Source organism: Kitasatospora albolonga, from assembly GCA_002082585.1.
In the GTDB taxonomy this organism is placed as follows: domain Bacteria; phylum Actinomycetota; class Actinomycetes; order Streptomycetales; family Streptomycetaceae; genus Streptomyces; species Streptomyces stephensoniae.
In genome coordinates, this window is the sequence record CP020563.1 from 7851828 (window position 1) to 7868460 (window position 16633).

12 protein-coding genes and 1 pseudogene are annotated in these 16633 nt (G+C 74.5%); 3 read left to right on the top strand and 10 right to left on the bottom strand.

The annotated features are described in order from the left end of the window. Positions 1–150: 150 nt before the first annotated feature. Positions 151–1935, top strand: a pseudogene (locus B7C62_34075) (multidrug ABC transporter ATP-binding protein). Here B7C62_34075 and B7C62_34080 read toward each other — a convergent pair. From B7C62_34080 to B7C62_34090, 3 genes are all read right to left on the bottom strand, one after another. Continuing rightward, on the bottom strand, positions 1925–4495 hold the full coding sequence (locus B7C62_34080; protein ID ARF76759.1) for a protein phosphatase: 2571 nt from the start codon (positions 4493–4495) through the stop codon (positions 1925–1927). The pseudogene B7C62_34075 and the gene B7C62_34080 overlap by 11 nt on opposite strands. Positions 4496–4835: 340 nt before the next feature. Continuing rightward, positions 4836–6104, bottom strand: coding sequence for a glycosyl hydrolase family 26 (locus B7C62_34085; protein ID ARF76760.1), 1269 nt, complete (start codon positions 6102–6104; stop codon positions 4836–4838). Positions 6105–6227: 123 nt separating this feature from the next. Further along, a complete protein-coding gene (locus B7C62_34090) occupies positions 6228–7508 on the bottom strand; it encodes a cytochrome (protein ID ARF77506.1) in 1281 nt (426 codons plus the stop codon). A gap of 222 nt (positions 7509–7730) precedes the next feature. On the opposite strand from B7C62_34090, the gene B7C62_34095 reads away from it, so the two are divergent. After that, positions 7731–8252: a tyrosinase gene (locus tag B7C62_34095; GenBank protein ID ARF76761.1), complete on the top strand. Its 522-nt coding sequence runs from the start codon at positions 7731–7733 to the stop codon at positions 8250–8252. Between the two features lie 124 nt (positions 8253–8376). Beyond that, entirely contained in the window at positions 8377–9240 is an 864-nt protein-coding gene (locus B7C62_34100) for a tyrosinase (protein ID ARF76762.1), read from the top strand. A 69-nt stretch (positions 9241–9309) separates the two neighbouring features. Here B7C62_34100 and B7C62_34105 read toward each other — a convergent pair whose 3' ends face one another. The 7 genes from B7C62_34105 to B7C62_34135 form a co-directional block, all read right to left on the bottom strand. Beyond that, positions 9310–9591: a hypothetical protein gene (locus B7C62_34105; GenBank protein ARF76763.1), complete on the bottom strand. Its 282-nt coding sequence runs from the start codon at positions 9589–9591 to the stop codon at positions 9310–9312. A 139-nt stretch (positions 9592–9730) separates the two neighbouring features. Then, positions 9731–10876 (bottom strand): glycosyl transferase family 1, encoded by a 1146-nt coding sequence (locus B7C62_34110; GenBank protein ARF76764.1) that lies wholly within the window; start codon positions 10874–10876, stop codon positions 9731–9733. Beyond that, positions 10873–11574, bottom strand: a complete 702-nt coding sequence (locus B7C62_34115) for a lipopolysaccharide biosynthesis protein (GenBank protein ARF76765.1) — start codon at positions 11572–11574, stop codon at positions 10873–10875. The genes B7C62_34110 and B7C62_34115 overlap by 4 nt, the downstream gene beginning before the upstream one ends. After that, the gene (locus B7C62_34120) at positions 11571–12707 is read right to left on the bottom strand and encodes a glycosyl transferase (protein ARF77507.1); all 1137 of its coding nucleotides are present in this window, start codon (positions 12705–12707) and stop codon (positions 11571–11573) included. The genes B7C62_34115 and B7C62_34120 overlap by 4 nt, the downstream gene beginning before the upstream one ends. Further along, complete coding sequence (locus B7C62_34125) at positions 12704–13516, bottom strand: polysaccharide deacetylase (protein ID ARF76766.1); 813 nt, start codon at positions 13514–13516, stop codon at positions 12704–12706. Before B7C62_34125 ends, B7C62_34120 begins: the two co-directional genes overlap by 4 nt. Then, positions 13506–15245 carry a virulence factor MviN gene (locus tag B7C62_34130; GenBank protein ARF76767.1) on the bottom strand — a complete coding sequence of 580 codons (1740 nt, stop codon included), beginning with the start codon at positions 15243–15245 and terminating at the stop codon, positions 13506–13508. Before B7C62_34130 ends, B7C62_34125 begins: the two co-directional genes overlap by 11 nt. Next, entirely contained in the window at positions 15242–16633 is a 1392-nt protein-coding gene (locus B7C62_34135; GenBank protein ARF76768.1) for a hypothetical protein, read from the bottom strand. Before B7C62_34135 ends, B7C62_34130 begins: the two co-directional genes overlap by 4 nt.

Below are 16633 nucleotides of genomic sequence, written 5' to 3' on the forward strand. Positions count from 1 at the left end.
GAGGTCCGCCCCGCCCGGGACCGTACGCATGCGCCCGCAAGCGGCCCCGCCCCCGCCCCCGACCGGCACCGTGCTGCCTCCCCGGAGGCCGCCCCCGCCCAGAACCGTCCGCTCTTGTCCGCGCGTGGGCCCGAGCCCGTTCCGGTACCGGTGGCACCGGCCTCTCCCCGGACGTCCGCACCCGAGAACACCCCCGCCCCCGCCCCCCACCACACCGGCGCCCTCCGCTCCCTCCTTCCCGTCCTCGGCGCCCACCGCCTCACCGTCCTGCGCACCTGCCTGGCCGCCCTCGTCGATCAGGCGGCCCTCGTCGCCCTGGTCACGCTCGCCGCGCACACCGTGGGGACGGCGGTGATCGCGCACCGGCCCCCGTCGGCCGGGACCGTCGCCGTCCTCATCGGGCTCGTCCTGCTCCGGGCGCTCGCGACCTGGCGGGAGATGGACCTCTCGCACGACCTCGCCTACCGGGTCCTGGCCGTGCTCCGGGTCCGGGTCTTCGACGGGCTCGCCCGTTCCGCCCCCGCCCGGATCGCGGGGCGCCGCAGCGGTGACCTCGCCTCGACCGCGCTCGCCGACGTGGAGGCGCTGGAGTTCTTCTACGCCCACGCCATCGCCCAGCTCCTCGCCTCGGGCCTCGTCTTCGCGGTGGCCGCCGCCGTCCTGGGCGTCCTCGGCCCCTGGCTGCTCCTCGCCGTCGTGCCCGCCGCCCTGCTGCTCCTGTGGTCACCCCTCCTGGAGGCGCGGGGCCGGGCCGTGCGCGGGGCGCGGACCCGGGCCGCTCTCGCCGAACTCTCCGCGCAGAGCGTGGAGACCGTCGACGGCCTCCGCGAGCTGCTGGCGGCGGGCGCCCTGGACCGTACGCGGGCCCGGCTGCGGTCCGGCGGCCGGCGGCTGGCCCGTGCCCAGCGCGCCGAACAGTCCTGGGAGACGGGGGCGGGCGCGGCCCGTGACCTGCTCGTCGTCGCCGCCGTCATCGGGGTGGTCGCGGCAGCCGCCCACGCGGCGAGCGGCGGGCGGCTCGACGGCGCCTGGGCCCCGGCGGCGATGGCCCTCGCCCTCGGCGCCCTGGCCCCGGTGGCCGAATCGGCGGCCGCGCTGGGCCGGGCGGGCACCCTGCGCGCCGCCGCCGCCCGGGTCCGCGCGGCCCTCGACGCCCCGGCCGGGGCCCCCGCCCCCGCCGCCCCGCTGCCCGCCCCGGCGGGCCCGCTCGGCCTGCGGCTGCGCGGCGTACGGTTCGGGTACGGGGCCGACCCCGTCCTGGACGGCTTCGACCTGACTGTACGGCCGGGTGAGACGGTGGCCCTCGTCGGCGCCTCGGGGGCGGGCAAGTCGAGCTGCGCCCACCTCGTGGCCCGCTACTGGGACCCGCAGGAGGGAACGGTCGAGCTGCTTCCGGAGGGCCCGGCCCGCCCCGTCGACCTGCGGGATCTCGCGGAGGAGGATCTGCGGGCCGCCGTGTGCGTGGTCGGCCAGGAGGCCCCGCTCTTCCACGGGACCCTGGCCGAGAACCTCCGCCTCGCGGCTCCCGCCGCCACCGACCGGGAGCTCGCCGCCGTCGTCCGCCTGTGCGGCCTCACCCCCGTCACCGACGCCCTGCCCCACGGGCTGGACACCCCGGTCGGCGAACGCGGCGCGACCCTCTCCGGAGGCCAGCGGGCCCGGGTCGCCCTGGCCCGGGGGCTGCTCGGCCGCCCCCGGGTGCTCGTCCTGGACGAGACGACGGCCCACCTGGACCACCGGGGCGACGCGGAGCTCGCGCAGGCGCTCGCGGCCGGCTCCGAGACCCGTACGACACTGATCATCGCCCACCGCCCCGCCACCGTCCGCAGGGCCGACCGCATCGCGGTCCTGGAGGGGGGACGCATCGTGGAGGAAGGCACCTGGGACGAGCTGATCCGGGCGGGCGGCGCGCTGACCCGGCTGCTCAACCGGGAGGGGGAGTCCCGGGAGGAGCCCCGGGAACAGCCCCGGACGGGGAGTCGGACGGAGGACCGGGCGGAGACACCGGCCCCGGCCCCGGCGTCGGCAGATTCTGCTCCGCCCAGATGATCTTCCCCCGGTGCGTGTACCGGGTGCCCCAGCGCCGGGCCAGCTGGGCGACGAGGAACAGGCCGCGCCCTCCCTCGTCCGTCGTACGGGCGTGCCGCAGCCTCGGGGTGGTGCTGCTGGCGTCGGACACCTCGCAGGTCAGCACGGACTGGAGCAGCAGCCGCAGCCGTACGGGGCCGGACGCGTACCGGATCGCGTTGGTCACCAGCTCGCTGACGATCAGCTCGGTCGTCATCGTCAGCTCGTCCAGCCCCCACGCCTCCAGTCGGCGCGCCACCTGGTTCCGGGTCACGCCGACGGCCGCCGGGTCCAGGGGCACGTCCCAGGAGGCCAGCCGGTCCGGGCTCAGCGCGTGGGTCCGGGCGAGCAGGAGGGCGATGTCGTCCGGCTGCGGAACGGGCAGCAGCTCCTTGACCACTGCCGAGCACAGCTCGTCCAGCGGCAGCCCCTCCCGCGATACGGCCCGCCCCAGCCGGGCCATGCCCTGCTCGACGTCCTTGTCGGTGCCCTCGATGAGGCCGTCGGTGTAGAGCCCGAGCAGGCTCCCCTCGGGCAGCTCGACCTCCAGGGCCTCGAAGGGGAGACCGCCGAGGCCCAGCGGCGGACCGGAGGGGAGGTCGGGGAAGCTGACCGCGCCGTCCGGGGTGACGACGACCGGCGGCGGGTGCCCGGCCCGGGCCATCGTGCAGCACCGGCTCGCCGGATCGTAGACGGCGTAGAGGCAGGTGGCGCCCAGCACCGTCGCGCCGCCCCGGTCGGCCTTCCCGCCCGCCGTCTCCTCCTCGCTCAGCCGCAGCACGAGATCGTCCAGCCGGGCCAGCAGCTCGTCCGGCGCGAGGTCCATGTCGGCCAGCGTCTGCACGGCGGTGCGCAGCCGACCCATCGTCGCGGCGGCGCTGATCCCATGGCCCACCACATCACCGATGACCAGGCCGACCCGCGCCCCGGACAGCGGGATCACATCGAACCAGTCGCCCCCGACCCCGTCCTTCGCGTCTGCCGGGAGGTACGAGGAGGCCACGTCCAGCGCCGTCCCGCCGCGCAGCGTGTGCGGCAGCAGGCTTTCCTGGAGCACCAGCGCCGCCGTGTGCTCCCGGGTGTAGCGGCGGGCGTTGTCCACGCACACCGCCGCCCGGGCCACCAGCTCCCGGGCCGGTGCCACATCGTCCTCGTCGAACGGGACCGGGTTCTGCGACCGCATGAACGTGGTGAGCCCGAGGACGGTGTCCCGCGCCCGCATCGGTACGGAGATGAGCGAGTGCAGCCCGAACTCACGGATGCGGGCGGCCCGCGCGGGCTGCTCCACGGTCCACCCGTGGCTGTCCGGGTCGAGCAGCGGCAGGAGGACCGGGTCACCGTCGAGCAGGAAGTGCGCGTCGTGCGGCGGCGGTACGAAGTCGACGCTCTCCCCGACCCGTACGACCGCCTCCGGACATCCCTCGCGCACCGAGCTCATCCCCATGCGGATCATCCGCGGTTTTCCGCCCCGCACCTCCGTACCGAGCAGCGGGACGCCCGGCCGCTCCCGGCCCAGCGGGGTCTCCAGCAGGTCGACGAAGACGAAGTCGGCGAACCGGGGCACCGCGAAATCGGCCAGTTCCTGGGCCGTGCGCTGCACGTCCAGGGTGGAGCCGATGCTGGCCCCCGCCTCGTTCACGAGCGCCAGCAGCCTGCGCGCGTTCCACCGGTCGGTCACGTCCAGCACCATGTAGCCGATGCCGATCCGGTTCTCCTCGGCGTCCGCCAGCGGGAAGAACGAGCTGGAATAGGCCCGTCTGCGGTTCGGGTCGGCCCAGCTCCAGCCCAGGTACTCGTAGTCGGTGACCGGTACACCGGTCGCCAGGACCTGCCGCATCAGCCGCTCGATGGGCGCCGCGAGCAGTCCGGGCAGCACGTCCGCGGGCCGCCGCCCCAGCCGCTGTTCCCGGGGCACCCCGCCGAACCGCTCCAGGGTGTCGTTGAGCCAGAGGTAGCGCAGCTCCGGGTCCATCACCGCCATGCCGACCGGCGACCGGGTCAGGAACCCCTCCAGCACCGATCCGTCCACCGTCCAGTGCGGGGTGTGCTCCCGCCCGGAGAGCAGGAAGCTCTCGCGCCCGGCGATCAGGAACGAGGCGGAGACCCGTACATCGACGTCGATCTCCCGCGCGTCCCGGCCGCGCAGGGCGATCTGCCCGCTCCACCCCGACCCGGCGCGGCTGCGGGCGGCCACCGCGGCCGTACGCCGGGGGTCGGGGGACCCGGCCAGCAGCAGGGCGGCGGACCGGCCGACCATCTCGGCGGCCGTGTACCCGAGCAGGGCCTGAGCCCCGAGGGTCCAGCCGATGACCGTGCCGTCCCCGGCGACCACCGCCACCGCGTCGTCGCTCAGCCGCACGGGGCCCCGCGGGTCCGCGGAGGGCAGCGGGCCGGGCCGCGCCGGGGGGCCCTCGTCGGCGGACGCCATGCACCTCACCACCATCTCTAGGTTTCCATGGTCGCGCGTCACCCCCGAGTACGCACCGGACCGCTTCCCGGCCGCCCACCGGACCGTTCGTTCCGGCGGTGCGCCGGACCGCTGCCAGGCCGCCGCCTGCCGGGCCGCTTCCCGGGTGTGCCCCGGGACCGCTTCCCGGCCGCCTGCCGCAGCACCGGCTTTCGCCCGTTCGGCGGCGTGACGCGCCGGGCCGTGTCCCCGTTGGGGGAGTGACGAGCGGCCGCTCGTCCCCCTGCCCCCGCGCTGGACCCGTGTGGGTGGACGGCTCCGGCTCCCGAGAGGAGAGCCGGAGCCGTTTCCATGCGCGCGGTCAGTAGCGGACGCAGATCTCGCGCTCTCCCAGCCACTGGCCCAGCCAGTCCCCGAACGGCACCGTGATGCACCACTGGCGGGTGGCGGGCGGCTCGGGAGCGGTGGGCGCGGGCGGCGCCGACGGGGACGGCGACGGCTGGACGACCGGGGGAACGGTCGGTGCCGGGGGCGGGGTCGGAGCCGACGGGGTCGGCACCGGGGGCGGCGGCGGGCTCGGGGCGGGCGGCGGGCTCGGCGCGGGCCTCACCGGTGCGGCCATCTCGGCGAGCTTCGTCCGGTACACCCGCGAGGAGCGGGGATTGCTCCTGCACTGCCACACCCCGTGCGGGCAGTAGTCCGTGATCGTCTGGTACAGCGGCTGGTGCCGGTCGATCCAGTCGAGCATCCGCCGCATGTACTCGGGGTTGTCCCCGTTGTGGAACAGCCCCCACTCCGGGAACGAGATGGGCTTGCCGCGCTCCGCCGCGAAGTCGACGTGCGCCTGGAGCCCGTACGGCTCGTCGACCTGGTCGTCGAAGGACCCGCCCCGAGGCTGGTCGTAGGAGTCCATGCCGATGATGTCGACGACGTCGTCACCCGGGTAGCACGCGGTCCACGGCACCGCGTCCAGGCCCCGGCTGGGCGTGAAGTCGAAACGGAACTCCTGGCCGGGCACATCGCGCATCGCCTTCACGATCCGCTGCCAGTACGTCTGCCAGGACGCCGGATCGGGCCCGCAGCGGTGGGTGTACGTGGTGCCGTTCATCTCCCAGCCGAGCACGATCACCGTGTCCGGCAGACCCAGCGCCACCAGGCGCTCCGCCAGCCTGGTGAAGTGGTGGTCGAAGTCGCCCATCGCCCCCGACCGCAGCAGGCGGCGGACCTCGGCGTCCGGGACGCGCCCCTCGTTCCGCTCCAGCATGGGGACGTTGAGGACGAACATCCGCCTCTCGTCCGCCCTGCGCCAGTCGGCCCAGGAATCCAGGAAGTCGGGGGTGCCCTCGATGTTCACCCACAGGTCGCCCGGCAGGTAGGTGTGCCCCACCCGCAGCTCCGCGCCGCCCAGCCAGCGGGAGAGCTGGTCCATCCTCCGTACCCCGGCCGGACCGTAGTCCAGATAGGCGCCGTGGGCGGTGGTGCCGCCGCCCCTGCTGCTCTGCGGCCCCGGGGCGGCACCGTCCATGGAATCGGCGCCCGGACTCCCCTGGCCCGCGATACCGGCGCCGGCCAGGAGACTGAGGACAGCCGCGGCGATGCATGTGGCGATGAGTCGGCGCTTGGCCGGCATGACTCCTCCTGGCTGCAATGAATTCCGGCCGGTTCGGCCCGATGGGAAGAGAGTTTCATCATCCTGCACCGCACGCGAACAGACGCGGTCCATTTATCCTTTTCGGCGTTGCGAACGGGCCGTTCAGGTGATGGTGTGGCCGAGGGTGAACGGCAGGGAACCGACCCGGTTGTCGAAATTCGAATCGACCAGCAGTGGATCTCCGGTCTGCCGGATGACGGGGCGTCGGGTGAGCAGTTCCCGGAACAGGGCCGTCATTTCGAGCCTGGCCAGATGGGCGCCGAGGCAGTGGTGCGGGCCGCCGCCCCCGTAACCCAGGTGCGGATTCGGCGACCGGGTGATGTCGAAGAGATCCGGACGGGTGAAAACCGATTCATCGCGATTGGCGGACGCGTAGAGCAGGGCGACTTTCTCCCCGGGAAGAAAGAGACGGCCGCCCAGTTCGTATTCCGATACGACGGTCCTGCGGAACTGGATGATGGGCGTCGAATGGCGGACGATTTCCTCGACGGCACCGCCGATGTACCGGTCGAAGTCCGACCGGAGGAGCTCCCGCTGCTCCGGATGGCGGTCCAGCAGGGACAGCCCGTGCGCGATCGCGTTCCGGGTGGTCTCCACCCCGGCCACGAGCAGCAGCGAGAAGAAGGCGCCGAGCTCCCGCGACGACAGCCCCTCGCCGTCGATGTCCGCCCGGACCAGGGCCGAGACGAGGTCGTCCTGCGGACGGCGGCGGCGCTCGTGCGCCAGGCGGGCCATCACGAACTGCATCCGGGCCAGGGACGCCGTCCCGCGCCCCGGAATCCGCAGCCTGGCCCGGCCCCGGCGCTCGACACCGACATGTTCCGACGCGTGGTCGATCTGCTCCGCGATCCGCGGCCGGTGAAGCGCCGGAATGCCCATCAGGTCGCAGATCACCTCCAGCGGCAGCCGCGAGGCCGCCGACGGCATGAAGTCGCCGGCGCGCTCCGCGATCATCTCCTCCACCAGCCGCCCGGCCAGCCGGCCGATGTTCTCCTCGGTGGCGGCCAGCAGCCTCGGCGTGAAGCGCCGGGAGATGATCCGGCGCAGCGCCGCGTGCTCGGGCCCGTCCATGTTGACCATCGAGTTCCCGAACAGGGCCTTCGCCCAGCCCGCCGGTTCCGGGGTGGTGGCCCCCGGAGCGCTCGCGAAGACCTTCGGGGTGCGGCTCGCGGTCATCACGTCCGCGTGGCGCACCAGGGCGTAGAACGGTCTGCCGGACGTACGGGCGGTGCCCGGCCGGGGCGTGAACAGCACGGGCGCCTCCAGCTCCCGCAGCCGGGCGAAGGCGGCGAGCCTCTCCGGGCGCGGCAGCCGCCAGAAGGCCGGGTCGGCGAGGTCGCAGTGCGCCGCACGGCCACCGGACACCTGATTCGGAACGGTCATGTCCATCCACCTCCACGAGTTCGCGGGGCCATCGTCCGGTGCGGCGCCCGCGGCACCCCGTGCGACGCGGGCCTCCGGCGCGGATGGCCGCGTACGGTCACGCGTTTGACGGAACGGGAGGAACACCGCGCCCACAAGAACCGTTTCGCCGCCCCCTCGTTGCCACCATCACGAGCAGCAGCACCTCGGACGAGTCGACGAGTCAACGAGAGGCAGTCACCCATGAGCCGAACCACGGACCCGGGCGGCGCACCGCGTGGAGCACGCGGTGCGTCCCGCCGGATCGTCCTGCGCACCGCCTTCACCGCGGCGGTGGCCGGGGGCACCGCCGCGGTCCTCCTGCCGCTGCGCGACCGCGAGCCGGACACCGCCGCCGCACCCGCGAAAGGCCCCGGACAGCCCGGGCAGCCAGGACAGCCCGGACAGGCCGAGGCCGGGACGGAGGAGTTCGCCGAGATGTACCGGGGCCGGGAGATCCGCGGCAGCGTACGCGTCCTGGTACCGGCCGGTGGCGCGGGCGCCGCACAGGGGGAGGCCGCCGAACCGGTCACCGAGATCCGCATCGACGGCCGCCCGCTGCACGTCATGCGGCGCGCGGACGGCACCTATCTGAGTGAGGTCACGCACTACGAGTCGTTCCCCACGCTGCGCGAGACGGCCCGCGCCGCCGTGGACGAGCTCGGCACCGCCCGGCTGAGGCTCCCCGCCTCGCACCACGGGCGGACCGGGTCGTCCCACCCGTGACCGGCGGGTCGCCCCGCCGGTGGACCATCAGGCCGCACGATCAGCGGACCAGCAGGCCGTACCACCAGTGACCACCAGTGACTCAGCAGGTCGTACCACCAGCGAACCAGGAGGACCAGAACCGGTGTACACCCGCAAGAACCAGCGCGACCTGACGCGCACCGAGAAGCGGCGCCTCGTCGACGCGATCCTGAGGATCAAGCGGTCGGGCCGCTACGACGACTTCGTCGTCATGCACCGCGAGTACTACGTCATGGACACCGAGAACCGGTCGCGCCCGGCCCATATGACGCCTTCGTTCTTCCCCTGGCACCGCCGCTATCTGCTGGAGTTCGAGCGCGCCCTCCAGGCCGTGGACCCCGGGGTGAGCGTCCCGTACTGGGACTGGACCCAGGACCGCTCGCCCACCTCCTCCCTCTGGGCGGAGGACTTCCTCGGCGGCAACGGCAGGCCCGGCGACCGCCGCGTCACCACCGGCCCGTTCGCCTACGACGCGGGCAACTGGCGAGTCGGCCGCGGGGTCACCGACCAGAACTGGCTCACCCGCAACTTCGGCAGGCCCGGCAACAACCCGGTCTCCCTCCCCACCGCCGACGACGTGGCGCGGGCGTTGAAGGACCCGGTCTACGACACCGAGCCCTGGAACAGCATCAGCACCGAGGGGTTCCGCAACCGCATCGAGGGCTGGGGCATCCACCGCGTACGTGCGGTCGGCAACCACAACCGGGTCCACCAGTGGGTCGGCGGCCCGATGGCCGGGGCGGCCTCCCCCGAGGACCCGGTGTTCTGGCTCCACCACTCGTTCATCGACCTGCTCTGGGACCGCTGGCGGACGGCGCACCCGAAGTCGGCCTATCTCCCGGGCCGCAAGCCCGACGCGCCCGGCCGGGAGCGCCGCCACGTCTTCGGGCTGGACGACCCGATGCCCCCCTGGAACGTGGCCCCCCGCGCGCTCCTCGACCACAGCAAGGTCTACCGCTACGCCTGAGCGCGCACAGCGCGACGGCCGGCCCCCTCCGGGAGGAGGGGGCCGGCCGTCGCGCTGTGGCGCGGGGGATCAGTGGCCGTAGCCGTAGTCCCCGTTGTCGTCGTGGCCCTCGGAGACGTTGACGCAGGTGTTGCCGAAGGCCGGGTTCAGCACGCCGACCAGGTTGACCGTGTTGCCGCAGACGTTGACCGGCACGTGGATCGGGAGCTGGAGGATGTTGCCGGAGGCGACACCCGGGGACCCGATGGCCGCCGCCTGCGCACCCGAGTCCGCGACGGCCAGGCCGGCGCCGCCGGCGACCAGGGCACCGGTGCCCGCCATCACAGCGGCAACCTTCGTAATACGCGACATCAGAACTCCTTGTAAGGAAGGGGGGTTGCTGCGGAGCACGAGGCCCGCATGCCCTGACAACGCGACAGACGCCGGACGGTAACGGATCAATGCGCAGTCGATATCTCCCGTGTTGTCCTGCGGCCTGTCGCGGCCCGCCTCACCGGCCGATGACGGGAAGCGTGGTAAGCCGCCCGTGCCAGTCCCGCGCGGCGGGGAACCTGGCCTTCACGGTCTCCACCGCCCGCTCCCGTACCGCCACCTGCGACTCGCGCAGCCGCAGCAGCGGTTCGAGACCCGGGCGGGCCAGCAGCAGCCGCTGGTTGACCACCGTGACCGGCTGCCAGTGGTTCTTGTACTGCTCCGCGCCGCGCAGCAGGCTCAGCACCTCACGGCCGGTGTCCGACGCCTGCTGGGCCACCTCGCGCAGCAGTATGGTCGACACATCGACCTTCCGCTCCCGCAGCCCCGGATCGGCCCCGTACATGTAGCCGCCCGCCAGCTGCGCGGACTGGAGGGAGAGGTTGGCCGCCACGACCCTGCCGCCCAGCCGGAACTCCGTGACGGCGGCCGAGCCGTCCGCCACCATCCGCCCCACGGAACGGACCAGATGGTCCGAGAACCGCGCCCGCAGGTGCTCGGGGTTGACCCCCCGGTCACGCCACTGGAGCTCATGGAGCCGCAGCAGCGTGCCGATGGCCGCGGGCACCCCGTCCTGCGGGACCGTGCGGGCCTCGACGTCCAGGGCATCGATCCTGCGCAGCTTCGCCCGCAGCCGCTGGCCCCGCGAACCGGTGAGCCGCGCCACGAGATCGCCCAGCGGCCGCGCGGGCAGCTCCATGCACGTGGAGTCGGTCAGCCTGCTCCGGGCCCCGGGCCACCGGCCGAACAGCAGCTGCGCCGAGGCGTCCGGCCGGACCTCCCGCAGATCGATCACGGCGTGCCGGGCGGCCCGGTCCAGACCGCGCTGGAGTGCCCCGACCGCGTACCCGGCCTCCTCCTCGTCCAGCAGGATGTCGAAGAAGTCGGAGATCGCCCCGCCCATCGGCACCAGCAGCGGCATCGGACGGTGCGCCAGCATCAGCGGCGCGGCGCCGATCAGACGCCCCGAACGGCGGACCAGCAGGACCCGCAGCCGCCCCTCCTGACCGTAGGAGATCCACCACGAATGGAGCCACGCGTGGCTCTGGAACGGGGTGGCGGTGGCGCAGCGGCGGTGCAGCGCGTCCCACTCCCCGGCGAGCGCGCCGAACTCCCGGAAGTCCCGGCAGAGCGTCACGGAGAGGCTGCCCCGGCCGGCCGTCATCGCACGAGCTCCCGTCCCTCGGCGGTGCTGCCGTCCTCGGTGGCGCTCGGCCCGGGGACCTCGGCCGCGGTGGGCCCGGGCACCTGGGCGGAGACGCTCCAGTCCGTGCGCCGGGGGCGTACGAGCAGCACGAGGCCGCCCAGCAGACCGCCTGCCGCCGTCCCCACGGCGGTGCCCAGCGGCACCGACGGCGAGACGGGCTGGTCCGGCTTCATGGCGTGGGTGAACTTGATGAGCTTCACCCCGGTGTCCTTGGAGACATGGCCGCTGCTGACGATGACGGCCTCGATCACCGCGTTGGCGATGTCGGCCGCCTTGCCCGGCTGGTCCGACGTGCCCGTCACCGCGATCATCGGCGAGTCGGGGGAGGTCTCGGACCGCACCTGGCCGCGCAGCGCGTGCAGCGGCTCACCGGCCGCGCCCTGGGCGTAGGAGAGGGTCGCGTCGCTGGTGACGAGGCGCCCGTAGGACTGCGCGAACCCCAGCGCGGCGGCGGGGTTCGTCTCCTCCTCGGCGACCGCCATGGCGTAGCTGGTGGCCTCGTACTGGGGGGACGCGAGCAGGCCGTACGAGAGCCCGGACACCGTGCCCAGCAGCACACAGGCGGGCAGGGGCCACCACTGGGGCAGCCGGGTGAGGGCGGTGCGGAGCCGACGGCGCGGGACGACGGGGCGCTGCTGCTCGGGGGACTCGGTCATGAGAGGGCTCTCCGGTTCGGTGGGGCGGTGTCGAGGGCGTACGCGTACACATCCATCAGGCGCTCGCTGCTGCGCCGGATGTCGTAGTGGCCGACGGCCCGGGGCGGCGGCCGGCGGTCGGGGCGGGCCTGTATCCGCTGCCGCAGCACGGCGGTCAGCTCGTCGGGGCTCCCCGCGATCCGGGTGGCGCCCGGGGCGTGGGCGGCGGACAGGTCGTCGATGGCCGGGCAGGCGTCGTGCAGGACGGGCAGCCCGGCGGCGAGCGCCTCCACGGCGGCCAGCCCGAACGACTCCTCACGGGAGGTCGACACGAACGTGTCGACGGCGCTCAGCAGCGCCGGGACCCCGGGGACCGGGCCCGCCCCGCCCGCGCCGCACTCCCCGAGGAGCGTGATCCGGTCCGCAGCCCCGAGCCGGGCCGCCAGGGCCCGCAGCGCCCCGGCCTCCGGACCGTCACCGGCCAGCAGCAGCCGGGCCCCCGGCAGCGCGGCGACGGCCCGTACCGCCACGTCGAAACGCTTGCCGGGCACCAGCCGGCCCACCCCGCCGACCACGAACGCGTCCTCGGGGATGGCCAGCGCCGCGCGCACCGCGAGCCGCCGGTCCGGGTCGAAGCGGTAGCGGTCGGCGTCGATGCCGTTGGGCACCAGCCGGATGCGGTCGGCGGGCACCCCCCAGTCCCGCAGTCGGCCGGCCACGGTGGACGACACGGCCACGGTGGCCGAGCCGAGCCGTTCCGTCGCGAGGTAGAGCGCGCGGATGCCCCGGGTCAGCGGGCGGCCCTCGATCTCGGCGCGCCCCAGGGAGTGTTCGGTCGCCACGGCCGCCCGGACGCCCGCGAGACGGGCCGCGGTCCTGCCGTACACACAGGCCCGGTAGAGATGGGTGTGGACCAGGTCGTAGCGGCCGTCGCGGATCAGCCGGGCCAGCCGCCCGACCGCAGGCAGGTCCCGGTTGCCGCGCATCCCCAGGTGGACGACGCGTACACCGTCGGCCCGCAGCCCGTCCGCCACCGGGCCCGGGTTGGTGAGCGTGACCACGTCGCACTCCACCGGCAGATGGCGCAGCAGCAGCCGCAGCTGCTGCTCGGCGCCGCCGACCCCGAGCCCGGTGATGACGTGCAGCGCCCTCACCGGGAACCGCCCGCCCACACCGGGGTCACGGTCCGGGCGCCCGCGCCGGGGACCGCCCCGTGCCGCAGCCCGTGCCGCAGGTCCTTCGCCCAGAGCCGGACGCCCCGGTCCGCCTGGCTGATGTGGGTGCGGGGGAGCGCGAACCGGCTGAGCAGCGGCCCGGGCACCAGTGCGCAGCCGTAGCCGTAACCGGCGGAGCCGACGGCCGCGCTCACCCGCCGGTCGAGCGCCCCGTACGGATAGCAGAAGCCCTCCGGGACCGTGCCGGTCAGCTCACCGATCACCTCCCGGCTGTGGCGCGTCTCGTGGCGCAGCTCCTCGTCCGTGAGCGTGGTGAGGTCCTGGTGGAGCAGACCGTGCGAGCCGACCTCCATGCCCTCCGCTGCGATCCGGCGGATCTCGTCATGGGTGAGCAGCGGCTTGCGCGGGCCCAGCGGGTCCCACTCGTTGACACCCCCCGGCCGCCCCGGCAGCACGAAGACCGTCGCGGTGCAGCCGTGCACGTGCAGCACCGGCAGCGCCTGGTGGAGGAAGTCCGCGTACCCGTCGTCGAAGGTCAGCCCGACCAGCCCGCGCCGCCCCGCCGCGTGGGCCCGCATCAGCTCGGAGACCCCCACCCCCCGCAGCCCCCGGCTGCGCAGCCACGACAACTGCTCGCCCAGGCGCTCGGGGGTGACGGTGATGCCGTACGGGTCGTCACGGACGTCCGTCACCGAGTGGTACGTGAGAATCCACGGCTGACGGCGGGTGTGCGGGCGGAGCCGGTGCGGGGGTGCGTCGGCGCAGGGCGCCGAGGGGTCAGCGGCCATCAGTGAACCTCCGTCGGATGAGTGCCAGCAGGGAGACGACCTCGGGCGAGCGCAGCGCCAGCCCGGTCAGGAAGAACACGGCGGGGACGAGGAGACACCCGGCGGCCAGGCTCAGCACGGCGTCGGGAAGCAGGGGGGCGGCCGCCCAGCCCACCGCCCCGGCCACCAGCGCGGCCCCCGTGAGGCGGCCGAGCGCGAGGGTGACCGCCCGGGCCCGGATCGGCACGACCCGGGTGCCCAGCCCCATCAGCAGGAGCAGCGCGGTGGTGCTGATGCCGAGGGCGTTGGCGGTGGCGATGCCGTCGACGCCGAAGCGGTACGTGAGCGCGTACCCGGCGCCCATCGTGACCAGGAGCCCGGTGCCCATCGCGAACGCCGGGAACCAGGTGGGCCGCCCGGACGAGAAGAACGGCCGGCTCAGGGCGCCGACGAGGCAGTGGCCGAGCAGTCCCGCCGCGTAGACCCGCATGACCTGCGCGGTGGCCTCGGTGTCGGCGGTGTCGAACGCACCGCGCTGGAAGAGGACCTCGATGATCTGGGGCGCGTAACCGAGCACGACCGCCGTGCCGAGCAGCACCACCATGCCCGCCAGCGCGAGATCCCGCTCGACCCGCTGCCGGGCCTTCTCCCGGTTCCCGTCGGCCATCGCCCGCGCCACGACGGGGAAGGTCACCGTGCAGATCATCAGGGAGAGCACCATCGGCATCTGCGCGACCTTCTGCGCGTAGTTCAGATGCGAGATCGCGCCCGCCGGGAGCGTCGAGGCCAGGAACCGTTCGACCAGCACCTGCGACTGACGGCTCACCACGAACAGCACGACCGGCGCGAGCACCGCCATCCCCAGCAGCGGGGAGGTGCGCACGGCCCGCCGCCCCAGCCGTCCGAAGCGCGGCGGGCGGGGGCGGGCCAGGGGCAGGAACCGCAGGAAGACGGGGAGCTGGGTGAGGATCATCAGCAGACTGCCGACGGCGACACCGGCGGCGGCGGCCCGCACCCCCCACACCGCGTGCAGCGCCAGCGTCATACCGATGATGCCGATGTTGTACGCGACATAGACCCCGGCCGGCGGCAGGAAGCTGCGGTGGGCGCGCAGGGCGGCGCTGAAGTAGCCGGTGATGCCGAAGGTGAGCACGGTGACGGCGGTCAGCCGGGTGCAGTCCACCGCGAGCCCCGGGTCGGCCAGCCCGGGCGCCAGGATGGAGACGACCCACGGGGCGCCCGCCATCAGCAGCGCCGCACCGGCCGTCAGCAGGAGACAGAGCCGGGGGAGGGTGGCCGCCACCAGTTCCCGTACGGGGTCGGCGCCCGGCTCCCCCTCGGCCGCCGCGCGCCGGGTGAGGGCGAGGCTGAACGCCGGGACCAGGAGCAGCGCCATCCCGTCCTCGATCAGCAGCGTCGCAGCCATCTCCGGCACGGTCCAGGCGATCAGGAACGCGTCGCTGGCGTCGCTCGCGCCGAAGTACCGGGCGATCGCCTGGTCCCGCACCAGGCCGAGTACGGCCCCGAGCACGGTCAGCACCGCCGTGGCCGCCGCCGCACGGGCGAGGAAGGACCCCAGGCCGGGAGCCTCGCCCGTGCCCTCGCCGCCGCCCGCCGGGTCCGGCGCGACCTGCGGGGCGGCACCCCCGGGGCCGGAGCCCGGGGGCTGCCCGGGGCCGGGGAGCAGGGAAGGGGCGGCCCCGTCGTGGGCGGGGGCCGCCGCCTCCGTTCCCGTACCGGTCTCCCTCACGCGGCGCCCGCCTTCAGCGGCCCGGCCGGGACATCCGCCTTCTCTAGCCCGTCCAGCGCCCACCAGGCGGCGAGGCCGAGGATCACACCGCCCAGCACGGTCGTGGGCCCGCCGATGTCGGAGTACAGGAAGTTGACGCACTGCCAGGTCATCAGGGCGACCGCCACCAGACCGCAGTCCAGCGCCGCGTGGCCGCGCGAGCGGGCGAGCCGCAGCCGCCGTACGGCACCGATCAGGATCGCCGCCCAGCTGCCGACGACGGCGGTCAGACCGATGAGGCCCTGCTCGCCGAGGATGAGCAGATACATGTTGTGCGGCGAGAGCAGGGCCTGCTTGCGGTACTCCTGGCCCGCTCCCGCCGTGTCGCTGCCGGAGGAGAGGCCGATCGAGGCGTGGGCGTCGCGGTGCGCGGGGAAGCCCTTGAGACCGACCCCCGTGAGGGGCTGCTCGCGCCACATACCGCCCGCCGCGCTCCACATGGCATACCGGTCGCTCACCGACCGGTCCGGGGACGAGGCCACCCGGGTCACGCTGGCGGCCCGCTCGGCGATCATCTCCGAACCGACGCCGAACCCGCCGACCAGCACCACCCCGGTGGCACCGAGCACCGCCAGCGAGACCAGCGCCTGCCTGCGGCCGGTCAGGGACAGGGCGACGAGGAGGGCGGCGGCGGTCGCGATCCACACGCCCCGGCTGAAGGAGAGCGCGAGCGGCACGGTCAGCGTGACGGCGACGACGGCGGCGCAGGGGCGCAGCCAGGCGGGTGCGTTGCGCGGGGTCCGCAGCGCGCACGCGGCGGCGGCCAGCAGCCCGTACGCGACGACCGTGGCCATGCCCATGATGTCGCTGGGTCCGAAGGTGCCGACCGCCCGGATCTCCTCGCCCATGTAGGAGGCGCCGGTCCCGGTGACGTACTGCTTGACCCCCACGACGCCCTGGACGAGGGCCAGGAGCACCAGCGCCCCGGCGACGATCCGGAAGCCGAGGACGTCCTTGAGCAGGAGGTACACGGCGGCCGGGACCAGCACGAAGACCTGGAGGTAGCGGACCAGGCCCGGCAGCGCCGCGGCCGGGTCCGCCGCCGTCACCGTCGCCACGGCGAACCCGAGGGCGGGCAGCCCCAGCACCAGGGCGGCGGCCCCGCCGAGCGGGCGCTGCCGCAGGTACAGCAGCCGCCCCGCACAGACCAGGACGGCGATGGCGGAGGCGATGTCGGCGGGCCCGATCGCCGGTCCGCCCTCGCCGCCCAGGCCGTACGGCAGGGCGGTCAGCAGGACGGTCGCGATCAGCGGCACCAGCGGCCAGCGGCCGCGCCACCCGCCGGAGCCGGGGCGTGCGGCGGTACGGGACGGGGCCCCGGGGGAGGGGGAGGTGAGGGTGGCGGCCAT

What these genes read in the sequence shown, in the direction of transcription:
- B7C62_34080 (ARF76759.1), bottom strand. Translation starts at nt 4,495, where the DNA reads ATGGCGTCCGCCGACGAGGGCCCCCCGGCGCGGCCCGGCCCGCTGCCC.
- B7C62_34085 (ARF76760.1), bottom strand. Translation starts at nt 6,104, where the DNA reads ATGCCGGCCAAGCGCCGACTCATCGCCACATGCATCGCCGCGGCTGTC.
- B7C62_34090 (ARF77506.1), bottom strand. Translation starts at nt 7,508, where the DNA reads ATGACCGTTCCGAATCAGGTGTCCGGTGGCCGTGCGGCGCACTGCGAC.
- B7C62_34095 (ARF76761.1), top strand. Translation starts at nt 7,731, where the DNA reads ATGAGCCGAACCACGGACCCGGGCGGCGCACCGCGTGGAGCACGCGGT.
- B7C62_34105 (ARF76763.1), bottom strand. Translation starts at nt 9,591, where the DNA reads ATGTCGCGTATTACGAAGGTTGCCGCTGTGATGGCGGGCACCGGTGCC.
- B7C62_34110 (ARF76764.1), bottom strand. Translation starts at nt 10,876, where the DNA reads ATGACGGCCGGCCGGGGCAGCCTCTCCGTGACGCTCTGCCGGGACTTC.
- B7C62_34115 (ARF76765.1), bottom strand. Translation starts at nt 11,574, where the DNA reads ATGACCGAGTCCCCCGAGCAGCAGCGCCCCGTCGTCCCGCGCCGTCGG.
- B7C62_34125 (ARF76766.1), bottom strand. Translation starts at nt 13,516, where the DNA reads ATGGCCGCTGACCCCTCGGCGCCCTGCGCCGACGCACCCCCGCACCGG.
- B7C62_34135 (ARF76768.1), bottom strand. Translation starts at nt 16,633, where the DNA reads ATGGCCGCCACCCTCACCTCCCCCTCCCCCGGGGCCCCGTCCCGTACC.